Source organism: Cohnella sp. LGH, from assembly GCF_017671885.1.
Lineage (GTDB): Bacteria > Bacillota > Bacilli > Paenibacillales > Paenibacillaceae > Cohnella > Cohnella phaseoli.
Genome location: NZ_CP072117.1, coordinates 7,044,993 through 7,065,699, shown reverse-complemented (window position 1 = coordinate 7,065,699; position 20,707 = coordinate 7,044,993). Strand labels below are relative to the sequence as shown.

Here is a 20,707-nt window from a genome sequence, read left to right as displayed (position 1 = left end):
GGGAGAGGGACAAGAAATGAAGCTGACATGGAGAGAGATTAAGCTGCCGGATTTTGGCGTACCTGAAGAAAGGCCGGACATTCCTTCTGAAATCTATGAAGAAAGATGCCGTAAAGCCTATGCAGCGGCTAACTGCGATTGGCTCGTCGTCTATGGCGATCGGGAGCACTTTGCGAATTTGAACTATCTGACCGCTTTCGATCCCAGATTCGAGGAGGCTCTGTTGCTCATTGGTCCAGGAGACCGGAAGTATTTGCTGGTAGGAAATGAAGGGATCGATTATACGAGTCTGGCCAAGATCAAGCTTGAGACCGTTCTTTGCCAGTCCTTCAGTCTTATGGGGCAGGATCGGACGCGGTCTCCGAGGCCGGATGAAATTATGCGAGAAGTCGGTATGGCCCCGGGACAACGGGTAGCCGTTTGTGGTTGGAAGTACTTGGACTCGGACGAAACGATGGGGTATGAAGGCTTGCACGTGCCGGCTACGCTGGTCCATTACGTAGAGAAAGTGATTGGAGACGCAGCCGGAATCACGGACGCGACCTGGGTTTTCATGCATCCGGAGAAGGGACTCCGAGTGTACAACGAAGCGGAGCAAATCGTCGTGAATGAATGGGCGGCGGCGCGCGCCTCAGCAGCTCTTTTGCGCATTGTGCAAGGTACCCGTACTGGCCTTAGCGAGCTAGAAGCGGTGTCTCGCATGCAATATGCCGGCGAACCGCTGTCGGTGCACATTATGTATGCGAGCGGCAAGGACCAAATTGTGGGCTTGCGCAGCCCGACAGCTCGCAAGGTCGAGCAGGGCGACGGCGTATTCTCTGCGGTAGGCTATTGGGGAGGACTCAGCGCGCGCGGAGGGCTTGCCGATGCCGATAACGAATCGTTTGTCTCGAAATGGGCTATGCCTTATTATCGGGGAATTGCCGGCTGGTATCAAACGGCGGCAATCGGCGCAACGGGCGGCGAGGTTTACGACCGAGTATGCGATGAGCTGCGCCCCGGGGGGATGAAGCCTGCTCTGAATCCCGGCCATTTAATCGGTGCGGATGAATGGGTGCATTCCTTCTTTACGCCGGGCAACCAAACGAAGATCGCTTCAGGCATGGCGATACAATGCGATATCATCCCGGACGCGATGCCGGAGGGAGTCGTTCTGAATTGTGAGGATTCCGTTGTTTTCGCGGACGAGAACTTGCGGAATGAATTGCGGGACAAGTATCCTCAAGCTTGGGCTCGCATCCGCGCCCGGCAGCAGTTCATGCGCGAGCAAATCGGTCTGAAGATCGCGGATGACATGCTGCCGCTTTCGACGACCCCCGCTTATTACGCGCCGTTGTTTCTGTCCCCTTGTCGGGCATTGACGATAAACTAGCGGAGATCGCCCAGAGGAAGGTGTCCACGTATGAACAGTCAGAGGATGTACGAGGTTAACGTCGAACGCAACGTTGAAATCAGACTCCGGGACGGGGTTTGCCTGCGGGCGGATGTATACAGCCCGATCAGTGAAAGGAAGTTTCCTGTTCTGCTGATGCGGCTGCCCTATGACAAATCGGTATCTGAAGCGATCGGGTACATGCATCCGGAATGGTATGCGAGACAAGGCTATATCGTAGTGACGCAGGATGTAAGAGGGAGATACGCTTCGGATGGCGAATTCAGGCCGTTCTTCAATGAACGACAGGACGGCGTCGATACGATCCGCTGGGCCAAACAGCTGCCTCAATCGAGCGGCAAAGTCGGCATGTATGGCTTCTCCTATGTCGGAGCGACTCAGCTTCACCCTGCGGCTGATTGCTCGGAGGAGCTGACCGCGATCGCGCCCGCATTTACGAATGATGGGTATTACGAGGATTGGACATACCGCAACGGAGCGCTGCATCTGGCGTTCGTTCAGTCCTGGGCAACCTCGCTTGCGCCGGATATTGCGATACGTCAGGGTGATGCGGAAGCAGCAGGAGACCTGTTGCGGAAGATGAACCGGATCGGGGAACGATACGACCATTTGCCGCTGCATGTGCACCCGGGCATCAGCAAGCCCTTCTCACCCTTCTATTATGAGTGGCTGGAGCATCCGACCTTCGACGATTACTGGAAGCAGTGGGATTTGCGGGCAGCGTATGACAACATCAAGCTTCCCGCTATGCACATCGGGGGCTGGTACGATATCTTCATTGAGGGGACGATTCGCAACTACAGGGGTATGTCCTCGCGTCACCCCAATCAGAAGCTGGTTATCGGTCCGTGGGTGCATTATCCTTGGACGGCCTTGTCAAGGGATGTCGATTATGGGGAGGATGCGCGGAACGTTGTCGATCATCTGCAGATACGCTGGTTCGATTATTGGCTCAAGGGCAGGGACAACGGCATCATGGACGAGCCCTCTGTTCATATATTCGTCATGGGGGACAATGCTTGGCGGCAAGAACGGGAGTGGCCGCTGGCGCGTACGCAATATACCAGGTTTTACTTGCACAGCGAGGGTAACGCCAATTCGTTAAGCGGCTCGGGGACGCTCGATACGAATGCGCCGGATCGCGAATCGTGCGACATCTATACGTACAACCCTCTAGACCCTGTTCCAAGCCTCGGAGGGAACAGCTGCTGTGTGCCTTCCATCGCTCCGATGGGGGCGCGGGACCAGCGTCCCGTCGAAATCCGCAATGACGTATTGGTATACACCTCGCAGGAACTGACGGAGGATGTAGAAGTGACTGGGCCGATTCGCGCCGTTCTCTATGCGTCCAGCTCGGCGGACGATACGGATTTTACAGTGAAGCTGGTGGATGTGCATCCGGGCGGCAAGGCGATCAATATTGTGCAGGGCATTCAGCGGGCAAGCTACAGAGACTCGAATGAGCAGCCCTCTCCGATTGAACCCGGCAGAATATACAAATACGAATTTCATGTGGGTTCGACAAGCCAGGTTTTTAAGAAGAACCATCGCATTCGCATTGAAATATCAAGCAGTAATTTTCCGTTGTACGAAAGAAGCCTGAACAGCTTCCGGACAGATCGGAAGGGCGGCTATACGGACGTGAAGGCGGCTACGCAAAAGATTTATCATGATGCAGAGCATCCGACACACCTTGTGCTTCCGGTTATTCCTCATCGTTTTTAGAGCGAAGCTCCCTTCTAATCGGTTTCTTTCGACGGTTGAAAGGGAGCTTCGCTAAAGGATTGGATTATCAAGTATGAAAGAAGCCGGCCTCGAAATCTTTGTAAAGATTTCAAGGTCGGCTTCGGTGCGTCTAGATAAGCTGGGTGCTTACCAACAAATCGTCGCATACCGAACGATAAGTACGGCGGCGGAGAAGGCCGGCTACTCAACGAATGGGTAGCCTCCTATCCAATTGGCCTCCCGCTGGCGGTCTGCGAAGGACATCCAAACTTTCATAAAAACTGAAACGATTTATTGATCTCTCTACTACGTATTTAAGCGAAGCTTCTCTACACTTGACGTATACAATCTCAAGGAGTGTGAATTCGTGGTGATAGCAGCTTTATATGAAGGCAATCAAGCCGTACGGGTCGCGGAATGCATTCCCGTCGCCCCTTCTTCGGACGAGGTCCAAATCTCCGTCGCGTACGCGGGAATCTGCGGAACGGATCTGCATCTCTATCACGGCCGAATGGATCACCGGATAACGCTTCCGCACATCATGGGCCATGAAATGTCGGGGGTCGTCCGCGCGATCGGCTCCGGCGTGACTCATGTCGCCGAGGGAGACAGAGTCACGGTCATGCCGTTGATACCGTGCGGCGAATGCCCGACCTGTCTGGCCGGTCACCGTCATATTTGCCAGCGTTTGAAATTTATCGGGATCGAGACGCCGGGGGCTTTTCAAACGTATTGGACCGTTCCGGCGAACACGGTATTGAAGATTCCCGATTCGCTTTCCCTGAAGCTGGGCGCGCTCCTCGAGCCGCTGGCGGTCGCCTGTCACGACGTGCGGCTCGGAGGGGTGCGGAGCGGCGAACAGGCAGTCGTTCTGGGAGGCGGGCCGATCGGAACTCTGATTGCGCTGGTCGCCAAAGAACGGGGAGCCAACGTGCTCGTATCCGAAATCAACCCTTATCGGCTTCGATTGCTCGAGGAGCTCGGAATCGAAACGGTGAATCCGCTGGAGGAGGATGTCGAAGAAGCCGTGGGCAAACGGACGAGCGGGGCCGGGTGCGACGTCGTATTCGAAGTGACCTCCTCCTCGGCGGGAGCGAAGCTGATGACTCGGCTTCCTCGGGCCAGGGGAAGAATCGTGGTGGTCGGTATATTCGGCGAACCGCAGCCGGTCGATCTTCACCGCTTTTTCTGGCGGGAGCTGACGCTGCTCGGGGCTCGGGTGTACGAACGGGAGGATTTCGAGCAGGCTATCGCGCTGGGGGCGGCCGGGACGCTTCGGCTGGATCGATTAATCAGCGAAGTGTATCCGCTCGAGCAGGCGGAACAAGGCATCCGGCACATGGAATCCGGAGCGGGCGTCATGAAAATCCTGCTGAACTGCGCGAACGAACGGGAGGCGAGATAGCATGACGCCTGAGGAAACCCAAGCCGCACGAATGGATACGCTTCATGTCGATCGGCCGTTTCATCCGCCCGAATGGGCAGTATTGCAGCAGCAACTGCTCGCCCAATTAAATCTGGCGGCGGAGGAGTTCGTCGAGCGGTATGTCCAGCCGGACGGAACGCTGCTGTGGCGGAGCTTCTGGCCGGGAATGGACGGCTCGGACGATCCGTACGAAGGGTTTATGAATTTGGCGCTCCTGTACGTCCTCGGAGGAAATCGAAGACTGTACGAGCATGCCCGCAAAGTGTTTGACGGAATTACCTGGCAATGGACGGAATACGGGCAAATCCATCGCGAATTCGACGGGTATTACGACTGGATGCATCACGGGGAAGGCAGCCTTTTCTTCTATTTCCTCGGCTTGGCGGATTCGGACAGCCTGAAGGACCGGCAGAGGGCGCTCCGCTTCGCCAAGATGTATACGGGCGATGATCCGGAGGCGCAAAATTACGACCGGGAAAACAAGCTGATCCGTTCCCCGATCAACGGAAGCCGCGGGCCGCGCTTCGTCATGACGCAGGAAGACTGGATCACGCATCGGGGCATTCTGGACGACTACCTGGCTCCCTTCGAGGATTTGACCGGCGTCGATATCGCAAGCGGCAAGTGCCCGTGGTCCGACGATCGGGTCTATCGGGAAATTATCGAAAAAATGAACGAGCGGATGGCAAAAGGAGACGTTCCGTTAAATCTGAACGCGACCGGCCTGATTGCTCATGCGTATATGCACGACGGAAACGAGAAGTGGCTTCGTTGGGTCGAGGAGTACGTGGGCGCATGGAAGGAGCGGGCCGAAGCCAATGGCGGAATCATGCCGGACAACGTCGGCTTATCGGGTAAAATCGGAGAATACAATGAGGGCAAGTGGTGGGGCGGCTATTACGGCTGGCGTTGGTCGCACGGTTTGTTTACGATCATCGAGCCGCTCACCAATGCGTCCATGAATGCCGTGCTGTTGACCGGGAACCGGAATTGGCTCGACGTTGCGAGGAAGCAGTTGGATCTGAACTGGGAGCTGCGGCAAACGTCGAACGGCAAGCCGGTCGTGCCGCACAAGCATCTGGACAGCGGCTGGACGGACTTCAAGCCGCCGAATCCCGCGTATCCGATCTACCTTTGGACCGTCTCGATGGACCTAGAGGATGTCGAACGTTACGAGAGGCTTGACGCAGTCGATTTTTACAGGGAAATCGAGATTCCGATCGTGTCGGGCCGCAACCCCCATACCGGCAAGGAGACGAAGCACTATATCGCGAATACCGTTCCTTGGTTCGAGTATATTCGGGGCAACGATCCGTCCTACCCCGAGAAGATTCTGACGGCCAACATGACGCTCGTGCAGAGACAGCTGGATAAGATGAGATCGGCGGAAGGCGATCCCGAAAGATGGCTGTCGGACGGCTACAATCTTGAGGACTTGTCGAGCATTCACAAGTGGCAGGAGATGTGTCCCGTGTACCCGGAAGGCTTGCTGCAGCTGACGCTGGGCGCGCCGATGCATATTTCGCACGGCGGACTGCAGCATGCGCGAGTCCGGTATTTCGACGCCGCCGCCCGCAGACCGGGACTGCCCCCGCAGGTGAGCGCGCTGGTAGAGGCGCTGACGGACGAAGCCGTTACGCTGACCTTGGTGAACCTGGACAAGGCCGAGCAGAAGGAGCTCGTGATACAAGCCGGCGGCTTCGGAGAGCACCGCTTTACGAAAGCGGAGGTCCGGGACGAACAAGGAAAGGTTATCCATTGCGCGGAGCTTTCCGACAAATGGTTGCGGATCCGATTGGAGCCCGCGGCCGGCGCCAGACTGGAGTTGAAGATGGAGCGTTACGTCAACAAGCCTTCTTACGAAACGCCCTGGTCTTCGAAGCGGACGGCGCCGATTATTCAACCTAGAACGATGACTTAATTCAAGGAGGAACGGCCGTGAGACAAAGGAATCATTCCGCCCTTTCCATGACGGGGTACTTGTATATCGCGCCTTGGCTCGCGGGTTTTCTGCTATTAACCGTTTGGCCGATGCTGCAGTCCGTCTATTTTTCTTTTACGAACTATTCCTTGCTGGAACCGGCCCAATGGATCGGTTTCGACAACTATCGTCGCATGTTCATGGACGATTCTTCTTTCGTAAATTCGCTGAGAGCGACGCTTCTGTTCGTGTTTTTGTCCGTGCCGCTTAAGCTGGGGACGGCGCTGCTTATCGCCGTCGTGCTGAACCGCAAGCTTAAAGGCATGCATTTGTATCGGACCGTCATTTACTTTCCTTCTCTTATCGGCGCCAGCGTGGCGGTGGCGATTCTGTGGAACAACGTGTTCGGGATTAACGGTCTGGTCAACCAGTTCCTGTCCTTCTTTGAGATCGAGGGGAAGAATTGGATCGGAACCCCGGAGACGGCGCTGGGCACCCTGATCGTACTGGCGGTCTGGCAATTCGGCTCCTCGATGGTTATTTTTCTGGCGGGCCTTAAGCAGATTCCCGGCGAATTTTACGAGGCCGCTTCCGTGGACGGCGCCAGCAAGCTTAGAACCTTCTTCATGATTACGCTGCCGTTGCTGTCTCCGATTATTTTGTTTAATTTGGTGCTCCAGACGATCGGTTCGTTTCAGATGTTTACCCAGGCGTTCATCATCACAAGAGGGGGCCCGGTCGAGAGCACCTATATGTATGCGCTTCTGCTGTTCGATAAAGCTTTCGCTCATTTCCAGATGGGCTACGCCTCGGCGTTGGCCTGGTTCCTGCTCTTCCTCATCGCCGTGGTGACCGCGGTCATATTTGCAACCTCCAAAGCCTGGGTACACTACGAAACGGAAGGAAGGTGATCGCATGAAGCTGGCAAGAAGAGGTGCGCTTTCCTCTCATCTGTTGCTCATTATCCTCTGCGCGGTTATGATTTATCCTGTACTTTGGTGGTTCGGCGCGGTATTCAAGCCGATCGACGAGATGTCTTCGGCAAGTCTGTTCCCCCATCGTCCAACGTTGGAGAACTTTACCGAAGGCTGGTACGCGATTACGAATTACTCTTTCGGCGTCTTTATGGGGAACACGCTCGGGCTGTCCGTCTCGGTCGTGGCGGTGTCCGTCGTGTCCTGCAGCCTGGTGGCCTTCGGGTTTGCGAGAATGCGTTTCCCGCTGCAGGGCTTCTGGTTCTCGATCGTTCTCCTGACCTTGATGCTGCCCAATCAAGTGACGATCGTTCCGCAGTACGTGCTATTCGATTCTCTGGGGTGGATCGACACGTATTTACCGTTTGTGGTTCCTCATGCGCTTGCCGGAGGAATCGGCGGCTCTTTCTTTATCTTCCTCTTCGTCCAATTTATCCGGGGCATCCCCAAGGAATTGGACGAGGCGGCGAAGATAGACGGGTGCGGGTCGTTCAAGATCTATTCGAGGATCATCATGCCGCTGCTTGTTCCGGCAATCGTGACCGTGTCCATCTTCTGCTTCCTGTGGAATTGGGACGATTTCTTCGGGCACATGATCTATATCCAGTCGATTGGAAAGTTCACGGTCGGGCAGGCGTTGAAAATGTTTGTCGACTCCCAATCGGCGGCGCCGTGGGGACAACTGTTTGCCATGTCGCTTCTCTCGATCGTGCCCGGCGCCGTTCTGTTCTTTTTCACGCAAAGATATCTGGTCGAGGGAATCGCCACCACCGGCCTCAAGGGATGAACGAATATGATCGACGGTCTCTTTAAGAAATTGCATATCCGGCATCTTTATTTCTGGAGCATGACGATTTTCGTCGTGCTTCTCTTTGCCGTTGTGATCTGGACCGTGTACTATTTCTCCGTTCAGAATATGATCCGAACGACCTCGTCCCATCAGGAGAGAATGCTGGCGCAGTTGAACGAGAAGCTGCGGTCCCGCCTTTCCCTGATCGAATCGGTCTCGCTCTCCGCGGTCCGAAACAGCGAGTTGATGAATGTGTTCAGCACGCCCATGGAGCCGTACGAGAATCTCGTAGCGGTGCAAAACGTAGTGGCGTCGCTGCAGACGTTGACGTTCTCCACGCCCTCGATTTTGAATATCGATATTTATGTCCCGAACGTCCCCGGAAGCGGCCGCAGCGACTTGGTGCGCTTCATGGATCTCGGAACGATCGAGGGCGAGAGCTGGTACGGGCAGATCGAGCAATCGGATTTCGCATGGATCGGCGAGCATCGGACGGCGGCTTATACCGGCGAGGCCTCCGTCGTCAGCTTCGCGAGGAAATTCTATTCCTTGGGCGGCGATTACAAAGGCATTGTGATGATTAATATAAGAGCAAGCGAGATGCAACAGCTCCTGTTGGAGGAAAACATCGAATCCGACAGGCAGCTTTTGGATTCGGGCGGGAGGCTCATTACCCGGGTCGGACGAGAGTTCCAGCTTACCGGAAAGAATTCGGGAGAGAACGAGGCGACCCTCGCATTGCCGCACGAAAACAACGGGTACCGGCTCGTTCCCGGTCAGGCGCTGGTCGTCTGGATGCGCATCCAGGGCTCGGGATGGCTGCTCGCGGAGACGACGCCATGGGAGGAATTGACCGCAGGCAGCGCCCGTCTGGCCAGAATGCTGCTGGGCATCGGCATGGCGGCGATCATGGCGCTCGTTCTGTATTTCCTGTTATTGAACCGAAAATTTACTTCCCCTATTTACAAGCTGCTAAGGGCGATGAACCAGTTCCCGGCCGAGAAGGGCAGAGCCATGCTTCCGGAGGATTACCGGAACGAGTTCGGCCAGCTATTCGGCGGCTACCGCAAGCTGCTTAACCGAATCGAGGAATTGTACGATTCTCTTCGCGTGCAATACAGGAGACAGAAGGAAGCCGAAATCGGGGCGCTGCAGGCGATGATCAACCCCCATTTTCTATACAACACCTTGGATCAGCTCAACTGGATGGCCATTAAAGACGGCAACGGGCAGATGAGTCAGGTGCTTGAATTGACGGGGCGTATGCTGAGGCTGGGATTGTCGAACGGGCAGTCGTTGATTCCGTTGTCCGACGAGCTGGAGCTGAGCGAATGCTATATGAGAATCCAGCAGATTCGCCTCGGCGATCGGGTTCGTTACGAGATGGACGTTCCGGAGGAGACCTTGTCTTTCCCGGTTCCGAAAATGACGCTTCAGCCATTTATCGAAAACAGCATTCGTCACGGCTTCCACGGCCGCAATGTTGGTACCGTGGTTATCCGCTGTCGGCGGGAGGCTCGGGGGCTGAGTTTGACGGTGGACGACGACGGCAAGGGGTTGCCCGATAAGGCAGCTCGCCTGTCTTCCCGGACCAGGGGAGGCTACGGGCTGCGCAACGTCAAGGAGAGATTGTCGGTATTCTATGGCCGCGAAGCGAGTATGAAGCTTCTCGAAAGGCCCGGCGGCGGGACGCGGGTCTCGTTGTTTATTCCGGAGCGAAGAGAGGAAGAGCCGGACGGGGAGGGAATGGCTTGAAAAGCATCGTGATCATCGACGACGATCCGAACGTGCTGGAAGGCATGAGAGAAGCCGTCGCTTGGGACGAGCTCCAGGTATACTGGGCGGGAGAGGCGATCGACGGACAGGAAGGGCTCAGCCTTATTCATGAGGTCGAGCCGGATATCGTGCTGACGGATATTAATATGCCCGTGATGAACGGTCTGGAGATGATCGGGCAGTTGAGAGAGGAAGGCTTTAACGGCGTGTTCGTCATTCTGAGCGGATACTCCGATTTCGAATATGCCCGTCAGGCCGTACGGCTTCGCGTGGACGACTATCTGAGCAAGCCGATTACGATGGACAGTCTGAAAGCCGTCATTGCCAGAGTGACGGAGAGAATAGACCGGGACCGGAAAACGGAACACGAGCAACGGCAATTGCATGACCGAATCAAGCGGTACAAGCCCTTCGTCGTTCAGGAGTGGATGAAATCGGTCGTGACGGGGCGGAGATCGGAATATAGCGAAGAATGGTTGGAGATCAGGGAGCTTGCGGCGGATTGGGGAGAGCGGGACCACCGGATTCTGGGGCTGGATCTTCCTTACGAAAGCGGGTGGGAGGCTTGGGAAAGGGAACGGAGCCTGCTCAGATTTGCCGTTCGCAACGTCGTATGCGAGATGGTTGGCGAGGTTTTCGAGAACTGCGATTATGTCGAATTGCACGGACGCCGTTATGCCGTCGTGCTTCACGGCGAGTCCGGGCGACCCGTTCGTACCAGGGAGCGAGAGGCGGAGGAGCTGAGAGCGAGAATCGAATCTTACTTGACGATTCGGCTTAAAATCCCCGCGAACGTCGAATTGGGCCCGGTCGCGAGGGATTGGAGAAAGCTGTCCGAGGGATTCAAGAGAATGTTTCGGGATCAGGAGGACGCCCGAAGCGATTTCTCTTCGCCGGAACGCTCCTTCAAGTTCTATCAGGAGCTGGCCTATGCGGTTCGGTTGGCGGACGAGAACGAAGCGCGGAGGATCATCGCGGAGTTTATCGCGAAGATGGATTCGAGCCGCAGATTCGACGAGCAAGGGCTGCGGATCTGGGGGGCGGAGCTATGGGCGACGCTGGCCTATTCCCTGAACGACATCGGCATCGAGCTGGACATGATCGCACCCATGTTCGACCTGTTGGGCGAGCTGGGCGCGGACCGCTCCCCGGAGTCGCTTCGGCTGTGGCTGGAGCGCATGGTGGAGACCGTCACGCGAAGCAAGTATTGGAATGACAACATCAAGCATCGCCAGATGGTCGACTTTGCCGTGCGGTATATCCACGAGCACTATTGCGAAAGCATTACGCTGGGCCTGTTGGCGGACGAGATCGCCATTTCCAAGAATTACTTGGGTCAAATTTTCCGCAACGCGATGGGCGAAACCTTTAATCAGTACTTGACCCGGATCCGCATGGAGAAGGCCCGGCAGATGATCGTGGAGGGAAAGCTTTATATTTACGAAATTGCGATGAAGGTCGGGTACAGCAATATTCCGTATTTCAGCAGCCAATTCAAGAAGTATATCGGCGTGAATCCGGCCGATCTTCAGAAAAACAAATCGTAATCCTTGCCTTCGATTCATGTTTTATAGAAGTTTTTGTTGGTTTGTCTTATTTGTAGGCGATGGGCGGATGTCTATAATCAGAAGGGAAATAGCGCAGAGAGGGGATAACAAATGAAAAGAACTAGAAAGTACGTGATGGGCACGGCCTTGCTGGGGTTGGCTCTGGCAACGAGCGCCTGCGGCGGAGCGGGCTCCAGCAAGCCGCAGGAAAGCGCGCCTTCGCAACAGGGAGAGAAGGGCGGCTCCGCGGTCAAGCTGGGGATTACCTGGGCGGGCTCGCAGGTCAGACACGATGCCACGCTGGCAGCTTTGGACCTCTACTCCCAGAAGAACGACAAGGTGACGTTCGAGCCGACCTATATGGGGTTTGACACGTATTTCACCAAGCTCGCGACGTTGTCGGCAGCGCGCAATCTTCCCGACATTATGCAGATCGATACAGGCAATCTGATGGATTACGCGCTTCGCGATCAGTTGGCCGATCTGTCCGAGGGCATCGACACTTCGAATATTAACGATAAGCTGCTGTCCGCGGGGAAAGTGAACGGAACGTTGTACGGCATCCCGCTCGGCGCGAACGCCATTACGTTCATGTATAACAAATCCGCGTTGGACAAGCTGGACATTCAGGTTCCGGAGCAAGGGTTCTCGTGGGACGAATGGGTCGAGATCGCAAGGAAGACGCAGCCGAAGCTGGAGAAGGGCAAGTACTTCATGGGGGACTTGTCCATGGCGACGGGAACGACGGAGTCGGACAAGTACGAAATCTACCAACTGGCGCAGGGCAAAGGCTTTATTCATACGCCGGACGGCAAATTCAATATCGACAAAGAGACGTATGTTCAATTCAACCAACTGTTCGCGGATCTTCGCCAAGAAGGAGTCGTTCCTCCCGCGAACCTGACTGCCGGACATAAGCAATACGACCCGCAGCTGGATTTGTTCATGAACGGTTCCATTTTGGTCCAACGCGAATACTCCGCCGCCTATCCGACTTTTGAAAGCGTTCACGCCGGACAGTACGCCATGACGCGGGTGCCGTCCGCTTCGCAAACAGGAGGCTTTATGCTTCCATCCCAGTTTTTCACCGTCAGCAAAAATACGAAAAGCGCGGAAGAAGCCAAGTCGTTCATCGAATGGTTCGTCAATGATCAAGAAGCCGGCAGAGCGTTGATGCTTGCTCGCGGAGTTCCGGTAGCGCAACCGGTACTCGAAGACTTGCAGTCTTCCCTGGACGAAACGGCTAAAGCGCAAATCGAAATTATCGACCGGATCGCTCCCGATGCCAATCCGTTCTCGAGCCGGCCGAAGGGCTTCGGGGCCTGGACGGACGAATGGACGAAAATCTCTCAAGCGGTCGCATTCGATAAAATGACGCCGGAAAAAGCATACGACGAGCTGAAGAAAAAATGGGACGAGATTATTAAGCTGTAACGATCGACTGCCGGGCCGGGGGCTACCCCGTCCCGGTTTTAATTTTCCGTCCCGGAAGAGGTTCTTGAACAGCGCGACTTGTACTCGGACGGAGTCATCTGCATATGCTTTCTGAATTGCTTGGAGAAGTAGCTCAAATGCTGGAACCCGCTTTCCAGAGCGGCGTCGAGCACGCTGCATGAGCCCGATTGAAGCAGCACCGCCGCGCTGTTCACGCGGAGCAGATTCAGATACTCGAGCGGCCTCAGCCCCGTTAGCTCCTTGAAGAGGCGGCAGAAGTGGGAGGGGGACACCGAGGCGATGCCGGCCAACTCCTCCAAGGTGATCGCCAGCTTGTAGCGGGCATCCATATAGCCCAGAACGGGGATGATGTTGTCCCACTTCTGGCGTTTTCCCGCCAGCTCCCGATCGTACCGGTTTCTGGGGATCAGATGCGGGTAAATCCGGGCGATAAACTGCAGCAATTGGCCTTTAAGCAGGAGCTCGAAGCCCGGCTCCCGTGCATGTTCATCCTCGATCAGCCCTTCGATCAGGCCGCGCAATGCGGCCTGATGTCCCGGAATCAGAGGGGGGAAGAGGAGAGCTCCCGTCAGCAGAGGGTTCAAATAGTCCTGGCACCGGTCCGGCTGAAGGCTTGACAGCGAGGAAAGCTTGAACACGATCGCGCTGTAGGAGCAGCCTTCAGGCGCATGCGAGCTGCCCGAATGAAGCTCGCCCGAATTGACGATGATGCAGTCGCCCGCCCCGACGGCGTATTCGGCGTGGCTAACGGTGAAGATGCCGCTCCCTCTGCGGATATAGATCACCTCGATCTCTTCATGCCAATGGAGCGGAAGAATTTGCGAATGGTCGCGCTCGTAGTCGACGTGGTAGACGGCAAACGCAAATTTGGAGGAGCCGTGAACGGCTTTCTCTCGGAAGCGGTATTCCAGCAATGCTCTGACCTCCTTGCGATCAATATTGCGCTAAATAAAAGCAATATTAAGTTAGATTATACCTCATAATCACAATATCATGTTTCTTATAAGGACGGGAGGCCTTCACGCCCGTCGGATAAAGGAGGAGCAAACATGATGGTCTTGAACGCCGTCCGCATGCCGGACGGACTCTTGCTGGAAACCTCGAACGGAAAGATGAAGCTGACGCCCTATACGGACGGCATCGTTCGTATACAGTACACGCTGGAGCCGGATTTCGGCTCGGCGGAGAGCCTGATGATCATTCGCGGGCCGGAAGCCGGCGTCGAGTTTGCCGTAGACGACCGGGAGGGGGACGTGAGCTTGCGGACGTCCCGGTTGACGGTGCGGATCGACAAGCGTACCTCCGCTTTCGCGTATTATGACGCGCAAGGGCAATTGCTGGCGAAGGAGCCTTCCCGCGGCGGGAAATCGCTGGACCCGATCGAAGTCATGAAAGCCGTGTTCGACGCTAATACCGGTCTCGAAACCGGGCAGGGAGCGGACGGACTGAGAGTCAGGGCGGGCAAGGTCGACAAAATCGCGGACAGGAAGGCTTACCAGACCCGGCTGGCGTTCGAATGGACCGAAGGCGAGGCATTGTACGGCCTAGGTTCCCATGAGGAAGGCATGTTCAATTTGCGAGGCAAGCATCAATACCTGTATCAGCAAAATATGAAAGCGGTTGTCCCCGTCCTCGTGTCGACTCGCGGCTACGGCATTCTCGTGGACAGCTATTCGCTCATGAAGTTCCGCGACGACGATTTCGGCTCCTATTGGTCCACGGAGGTGGACGACGAGCTGGATTATTATTTCGTATACGGTCCCGAGCTGGACGAGGTGGTGCGCGGCATCCGTTCGTTGACGGGGAAGGCGCCGATGCTGCCGAAATGGGCGTTCGGGTATGTGCAGTCCAAGGAAAGGTACGAATCGCAGCAGGAGCTGATCGAAGTCGTAACGGAGTATCGTCGGCGCGGGCTTCCCCTTGACTGTATCGTCCTGGATTGGAAATCCTGGACCGGGGAGCTGTGGGGACAGAAGACGCTGGACCCGGACAGGTTTCCCGATCCCGAAGGAATGACGGAGGAGCTGCATCGGCTGAATGCCAGGCTGATGGTTTCCGTCTGGCCCATCATGAATCCCGACAGCGACAACCACAAGGAGATGGCCGAGCACGGCTGTCTGCTGGGCAACCGCGCGACCTATGACGCTTTCCAGGAAAAAGCCCGCGGACTGTATTGGAAGCAGGCAAACGAAGGGCTGTTCTCCAAGGGCGTCGATGCCTGGTGGTGCGACTGCACGGAGCCCTTCGAGGCGGACTGGAAGGGCGCCGTCAAGCCCGATCCGGAGGAGCGGCTGCTCATCAATACCGAGGAGTCCAAGCTTTATTTGGACCCCGAGCGGATCAACGCCTATTCGCTGCTGCATTCCCGGGGACTCTACGAGGGACAACGCGAAGCGACGGACCGCAAGCGTGTCGTCAACCTGACCCGTTCCGCCTACGCCGGACAACATCGCTACGGCACAATTACTTGGTCGGGCGATGTATGCGCCACGTGGGACACCCTGCGCAAGCAGATTCCGGACGGACTGAACTTCTTCTCCAGCGGCTCTCCCTATTGGACGACGGACATCGGCGGCTTCTTCGTTCGCAACAAGCCGGAGCTGTGGTTCTGGAGCGGAGATTACGACGAAGGCGTCGAGGACCTGGGGTATCGGGAGCTGTATGTGCGGTGGTTCCAATTCGGAGCCTTCCTGCCGATGTTCCGTTCGCACGGTACCGATACGCCGCGCGAATTGTGGCGCTTCGGAGAGCCGGGAGAGCCGTTCTACGACGCGCTGGACGCGTTCCTGCGTCTGCGTTACCGGCTGCTTCCGTACATCTATTCGCTGGCCTTCCGGGTGCATCGGGACGACTATACGATGACGAGAGCGCTGGCGTTCGATTTCAGGCACGATCCCCGCACTTACGACATCGGCGACCAGTTTATGTTTGGGCCCGCTTTGCTTGTGAGCCCCGTGACGAGACCGATGTATTACGAGAGCGGCTCCGTCCCTCTGGAGGGAGTCGACAGAACGAGAAGCGTCTATTTGCCGGAGGGAGGCCCGTGGTTCGACTTTTGGACCCATCGGGCCTTCGAAGGGGGGCGGACTTTGGAAGCCGAAGCTCCGCTGGATCGCATTCCGTTGTACGTCCGTTCCGGCTCGATCTTGCCGATGGGCGGAGACGCTCAGCATTCGGGAGACGACGTTGCGGCACCGCTGCATATCCGGATATACGCCGGCCGGAACGGCTCGTTCGCCTATTACGAGGACGAGGGGGACGGCTACGGCTACGAGAAAGGGGATTTCGCCCTGACGTCCATGGAGTGGGACGATGAGGGCAGACGATTCACGATCGGCGAACGGCAAGGCGAATATCCCGGCATGAATCCGATGCGGGATATGGAATTGCATCTGTTAGCGGCTCCGGGCTCCGGCGGCTCCGCAAACGCACCCGCATACGAGATCCGCAGAATTCGTTATACCGGCGAGCGCATCGAAACGACTTTCGCATGAGTTGCGATCTCGAGGTCGCGGAGCCGGGTCAGGTGAGCCGGCTTTTGTATTCGGTCGGAGTGATGCCGGTAAATTGCTTGAACATCCGGCTGAAGTAGAACGGATCGGGGTAGCCTACAGCCTCCCCGATTTCCTTCACGGTAAGCTCGTTCTTCAGGGACAGCAGATGCTTCGCTTCGTTCATGCGGAGAGTCATGATGTATCTGGACGGCGACTCGCCGGCGTATTTCAGAAAGATTTTACTTAAGTGCGGCGCATTCACGTTAAATCGCTTGGAAATCTCCTCCAGACTGATTTCTCCGGCATAATTCGTTTTAATGAACTCCTCGACCGATTTGACGATCTCCTCGGCGTTATATTGCCTGTTCGACAGCGGGATCATGGACTTCATGGCGGATCTTTCGCCGACGATCTTGATTTTCAGCCGCGATAGCAGGTCCTCCAAATCCTGCTTTTTTACCGGCTTCAGCATGTAGTCGATTACGTTCATCTTCAACGCCTGCTGGGCATATTCGAATTCGCTGTAGCCGCTGATGATGATTTTTTTGATCGCCGGATACGCCCGTTCTACAGCCTTAATCAAACCGATGCCGTCCAGAACCGGCATATGAATATCAGTAATGAGAATGTCGGGAACCTGATGATTTTGCAGAAACTGAAGGGCGCTTTCTCCATCGGGCGCGGCATAGACGACCTTAAACAGCGAATCCGCATACTGGACCTGACGAACGAGCGTTCTCAGCAGCAGCGGCTCGTCTTCGGCGATGACGATGTTGATTTCGTTCAAGCGGGAATCCCCCTTTAACCTTTGGCGAGCAGCGGGCCTCCGATGGAGACGACCGCGCCTCGTCCGGGCAGATTGCGGATCTGAAAATGCATCTGGCTGCCGTAGTGCAGCCTTAACCGAATATAGACGTTAAGCAGTCCCATTCCGTGAAGTCTCAGCGCCGGCAGCACCTGGGTCCGTTCGATATCCCGGACCTGCTCGTAGAAGCTCGCAAGCTCGTGTTCGTCGAAGCCCGGTCCGTTATCCTCCACTTCGACGATCCAGCGGTTGTCCGCGATCTTTCCCCGGACTGAGATTTGCCAGGGAGGGCTCGTTTTCGTTCCGTATTTTAATGCGTTTTCAACAAGGGGCTGAATGATGATTTTCGGAATTTGAATTTGCCGAAGGGAGGAATCCAGCTCCATGGCGCTGACGAGCATGTCGCCGTAGCGAAGCTTCATGCAGCCGAGATACGTCTCGGTATAGCTGATTTCCGTGCGGATGTCGACCGGCCCGTCTTCGTCGTCGGCAATGTAGCGCATCATGTCCGACAGATTGTCGCACATGGCGATGATCTCATCGTGCATTCTTTCGTAAGCCATGGCGCTGATCGTCGCCAGGGAGTTATACAGGAAATGAGGATTCATCTGGGACTGGAGCGCCGTCATCTTCGCTTGCATTTCCTGCGTCCGGGCCAGCAGCAACTGGTCAAACGAATCCTTCAACCTGGCATTCATTTTGACGAACGACGCGTGAAGCCGATCCCACTCGTTGAGGCCGCTGTTCAGCTCGGCGGCGGGGCCGGAGACGACCGACTCCAGATTCATCGACTTGATCGTTCTGTTCAGCGCGTTCAGAGGGCTTGTGATTTTCTTGGAAGCGAAATACGACAGCACGATCAGAAAAGCAAGAATGACCAGCGTGACGAGCAGCGCCAGACGGGTGAAGTGGTTCAGCGGCGCGAGCAGCGCCTTGTTGGAAATCATGACCGCCAGGTTCCAATCCGTCAGCTCGGAATGCTTAAGCGTCAGCAGCAGCTTGTCGTTCGTCTCCGGGTCGTCGAGATAGAACCGTTTGTCGAAGGAGACGCCGGAGCCCGCGCTCAGCAGGCCTTGTACGGTGAGCAGATCCTGCTCGGAATGCGAGTAGGGGTACAGGATCTCTCCCGAATTCGTATAGACCAGCACCTGTTCGAGAGAGGGGTTGTTCCGGGCCAACTGGGTGAAGCCGCCGAACACCTTGTTGTAGCTCTGCTTGACCTCCGCGATGCCTCGCGGCGCATCGTATTTATCGGAGAAATAACGAAACAGGGACAACGACGCGTTATTGGTCGCGTTAGCCGCGCCGCTCCCCGATTGCGTCAGCATCAGCACCTTCTTCTTCTTATCGCGCATGACCTCGTCGTACCAGAGCTGCTCGCCGACTTCCAGCTCCTTCTGGCTGTTGTCGAGCCCGACGCCGATCGAAAGGCCGGAAAACAGGTGGAGGTACACCTGCTGTACCGGATAAGACGGCCCGACGAGGGCGACGAGAATATCGTACAGGTCCGTCTGCGGCTTGCGGAGGGGGTTCATATTCGGTTCGTCCGGGGAGGGAGAGGCTCCCTCCGAAGCCAAGGTTTCGTATTCCACAATGCGATCCGAGATCAAATTCGAGTACAGGATGCTGACCGATACAGAGTCCAGCTTCTGCACTTCCAGATCCAATTGCTTTTGCAGCGACGCCGACAGCTCGGAGATGGCGTTGAAGGCTTGCATTTTCAGTTGGTTTGACGACCACAAATAAAACAGCGCGAAAATGATCGCGATGCCGGCCACGATAATCGAAGAATACGTAAGAAACAAAATGGAGCGGATGGAACTCGGTTTCCGGAACAACGATCGCTCACCCGTTTTCCATAAGAATTGTTACTCATTGTGCACCCATCGGGAAGGCGTTGTCAACTCCGGGAAAAATAGTACAACAAAACGCACAAACATCTGCATGGAGTGAATGGCAACGCTTAACTATAATGAAATCTGTACCAAGTGAATGCGGTTACAAAATGTAGACGAAGGGGAGTTAGCATGAAGAAAGCCATGAGCTTGTTCCTGACGCTTGGCCTGACGGGCGGGCTGCTCACCGCCTGCGGCGGCTCCGGCGCCGATCGCAATCAAGAAGCCTCGCCTCAGAGCTCCGTTGCTCCGAGCGCAAGTGCGAGCGCGACGGGAAGCGCCGCGCCGCAGAAGAGGGACGTGACGCTGTCCTATCTGGCCAGCCAGGATTGGATCAAGGATCCGGAAATGAAGCTCGCCGAGAAATTCGAAGAGCAGACGGGCATCCGTATCGATTACCAGATCGTGCCTTCGGATCAGTACTTCAACGTTCTGAAAGCCAAGCTTGCAGCGGGAGAGGCGCCGGATATTTTCGGAGGGCAGAGCGGCAAGTTCGATCTGGGCCTGCTCTACGACGTAGAGAATAACGCGGTCGACCTGTCGGGCGAGGAATGGGTGCAACGAGAGGATCCGCTGTTCATCGAGCAGGCGACGTGGAACTCTAAGGTGTACGGGCTGACGATCTGGGATCCGAGCTCGAGCTGGATCGTCGTATACAACAAGAAAATCTTCAACGACCTCGCCTTGAGCGTTCCCCGGACGTACGACGAGTTCCTTCAGGCGTGCGAAGCCATTCGGAAGTCCGGAGTTACGCCAATCTATGAGCCGGTCTCCGACGGCTGGCATCACGTACTGTGGTTTCCCGAGCTCGGCGTCCGCTACGAGGAGCAGGACCCCGGTCTGGCCGACAGGCTGATCTCCAACGAGCAGACCTTCGAGAGCTCCGCGGTGCTCGAACAGGCGTTGAATCAATTCAACGAGCTGGTGCAGAAGGGATATTTCGGCGACAACGCGCTTTCCAACACCTACGCCGACACGGAGAGAAATATGGCCGACGGCAAATACGCGATGACGGTCTACAACATCGGCTTGCCTGCCCAGATCGAGAATGCGGTTCCGGGCAGCAGCGCGGAGGATTACGGATTTTTCCCGATCCCGCTGAACGACAATCAGTCTCTGAACGTCAATCCCGCGGCGCCGAGCAAGTTCATCTCCAGCAGCTCCAAGCACGTCGAAGAAGCGAAGATGTTCTTCTCGTTCCTGACGGAGCAGGAAAATCTCCAGTACCTGCTGGACAACGAGCCGAAATTCACGGCGCTGAATTTCTCCGGAGTGCAAGCGAAATACAACGCCGAACAAAAAGCGTTCTTCGATGCATACGGGATGAAGACGGGAACCGTCTACCAGACGGCCATCAACTATTTGAATCCGCAATGGATGGACATCGGCAAGGATATGACGGCCATGATCAGCAATCAGATGACCGCGAAGGACGTCCTCAAGAGCATCGACAAGAGGCGCGCTCAGCAAGCCAAAGCCGCGAAGGACCCGAATTGGCAATAAGCA

14 protein-coding genes are annotated in these 20,707 nt (G+C 56.1%); 11 read left to right on the top strand and 3 right to left on the bottom strand.

The genetic code is table 11. The features are described from left to right. Positions 1–16 precede the first annotated feature (16 nt). The 9 genes from J4772_RS29200 (at position 17) to J4772_RS29160 (ending at position 12,986) form a co-directional block, all read left to right on the top strand. Positions 17–1,372 carry a M24 family metallopeptidase gene (locus tag J4772_RS29200; RefSeq protein WP_209072572.1) on the top strand — a complete coding sequence of 452 codons (1,356 nt, stop codon included), beginning with the start codon at positions 17–19 and terminating at the stop codon, positions 1,370–1,372. Between the two features lie 30 nt (positions 1,373–1,402). After that, entirely contained in the window at positions 1,403–3,118 is a 1,716-nt protein-coding gene (locus J4772_RS29195) for a CocE/NonD family hydrolase (RefSeq protein ID WP_209072571.1), read from the top strand. 370 nt (positions 3,119–3,488) lie between these two features. Next, positions 3,489–4,523 (top strand): zinc-dependent alcohol dehydrogenase, encoded by a 1,035-nt coding sequence (locus J4772_RS29190; protein ID WP_209072570.1) that lies wholly within the window; start codon positions 3,489–3,491, stop codon positions 4,521–4,523. Between the two features lies 1 nt (position 4,524). Beyond that, a complete protein-coding gene (locus J4772_RS29185) occupies positions 4,525–6,465 on the top strand; it encodes a DUF8034 domain-containing protein (protein WP_209072569.1) in 1,941 nt (646 codons plus the stop codon). A gap of 47 nt (positions 6,466–6,512) precedes the next feature. Next, on the top strand, positions 6,513–7,376 hold the full coding sequence (locus tag J4772_RS29180; protein ID WP_209077510.1) for a carbohydrate ABC transporter permease: 864 nt from the start codon (positions 6,513–6,515) through the stop codon (positions 7,374–7,376). Between the two features lie 4 nt (positions 7,377–7,380). Continuing rightward, entirely contained in the window at positions 7,381–8,226 is an 846-nt protein-coding gene (locus J4772_RS29175; RefSeq protein ID WP_209072568.1) for a carbohydrate ABC transporter permease, read from the top strand. 6 nt (positions 8,227–8,232) lie between these two features. Further along, complete coding sequence (locus J4772_RS29170; RefSeq protein ID WP_209072567.1) at positions 8,233–9,984, top strand: cache domain-containing sensor histidine kinase; 1,752 nt, start codon at positions 8,233–8,235, stop codon at positions 9,982–9,984. Beyond that, positions 9,981–11,552 carry a response regulator transcription factor gene (locus tag J4772_RS29165; protein ID WP_209072566.1) on the top strand — a complete coding sequence of 524 codons (1,572 nt, stop codon included), beginning with the start codon at positions 9,981–9,983 and terminating at the stop codon, positions 11,550–11,552. The genes J4772_RS29170 and J4772_RS29165 overlap by 4 nt, the downstream gene beginning before the upstream one ends. A gap of 111 nt (positions 11,553–11,663) precedes the next feature. Then, complete coding sequence (locus tag J4772_RS29160) at positions 11,664–12,986, top strand: ABC transporter substrate-binding protein (RefSeq protein ID WP_209072565.1); 1,323 nt, start codon at positions 11,664–11,666, stop codon at positions 12,984–12,986. Between the two features lie 38 nt (positions 12,987–13,024). Here J4772_RS29160 and J4772_RS29155 read toward each other — a convergent pair whose 3' ends face one another. Beyond that, positions 13,025–13,921 (bottom strand): AraC family transcriptional regulator, encoded by an 897-nt coding sequence (locus J4772_RS29155; protein ID WP_209072564.1) that lies wholly within the window; start codon positions 13,919–13,921, stop codon positions 13,025–13,027. A 135-nt stretch (positions 13,922–14,056) separates the two neighbouring features. On the opposite strand from J4772_RS29155, the gene J4772_RS29150 reads away from it, so the two are divergent. Beyond that, on the top strand, positions 14,057–16,501 hold the full coding sequence (locus J4772_RS29150) for a glycoside hydrolase family 31 protein (protein WP_209072563.1): 2,445 nt from the start codon (positions 14,057–14,059) through the stop codon (positions 16,499–16,501). A 28-nt stretch (positions 16,502–16,529) separates the two neighbouring features. Here J4772_RS29150 and J4772_RS29145 read toward each other — a convergent pair whose 3' ends face one another. Continuing rightward, positions 16,530–17,288, bottom strand: coding sequence for a response regulator transcription factor (locus J4772_RS29145; protein WP_209072562.1), 759 nt, complete (start codon positions 17,286–17,288; stop codon positions 16,530–16,532). Between the two features lie 14 nt (positions 17,289–17,302). Then, a complete protein-coding gene (locus J4772_RS29140) occupies positions 17,303–19,144 on the bottom strand; it encodes a sensor histidine kinase (RefSeq protein WP_209072561.1) in 1,842 nt (613 codons plus the stop codon). Between the two features lie 189 nt (positions 19,145–19,333). Here J4772_RS29140 and J4772_RS29135 point away from each other — a divergent pair, with 189 nt between their 5' ends. Further along, positions 19,334–20,704 carry an ABC transporter substrate-binding protein gene (locus J4772_RS29135; protein ID WP_209072560.1) on the top strand — a complete coding sequence of 457 codons (1,371 nt, stop codon included), beginning with the start codon at positions 19,334–19,336 and terminating at the stop codon, positions 20,702–20,704. Positions 20,705–20,707 lie beyond the last annotated feature (3 nt).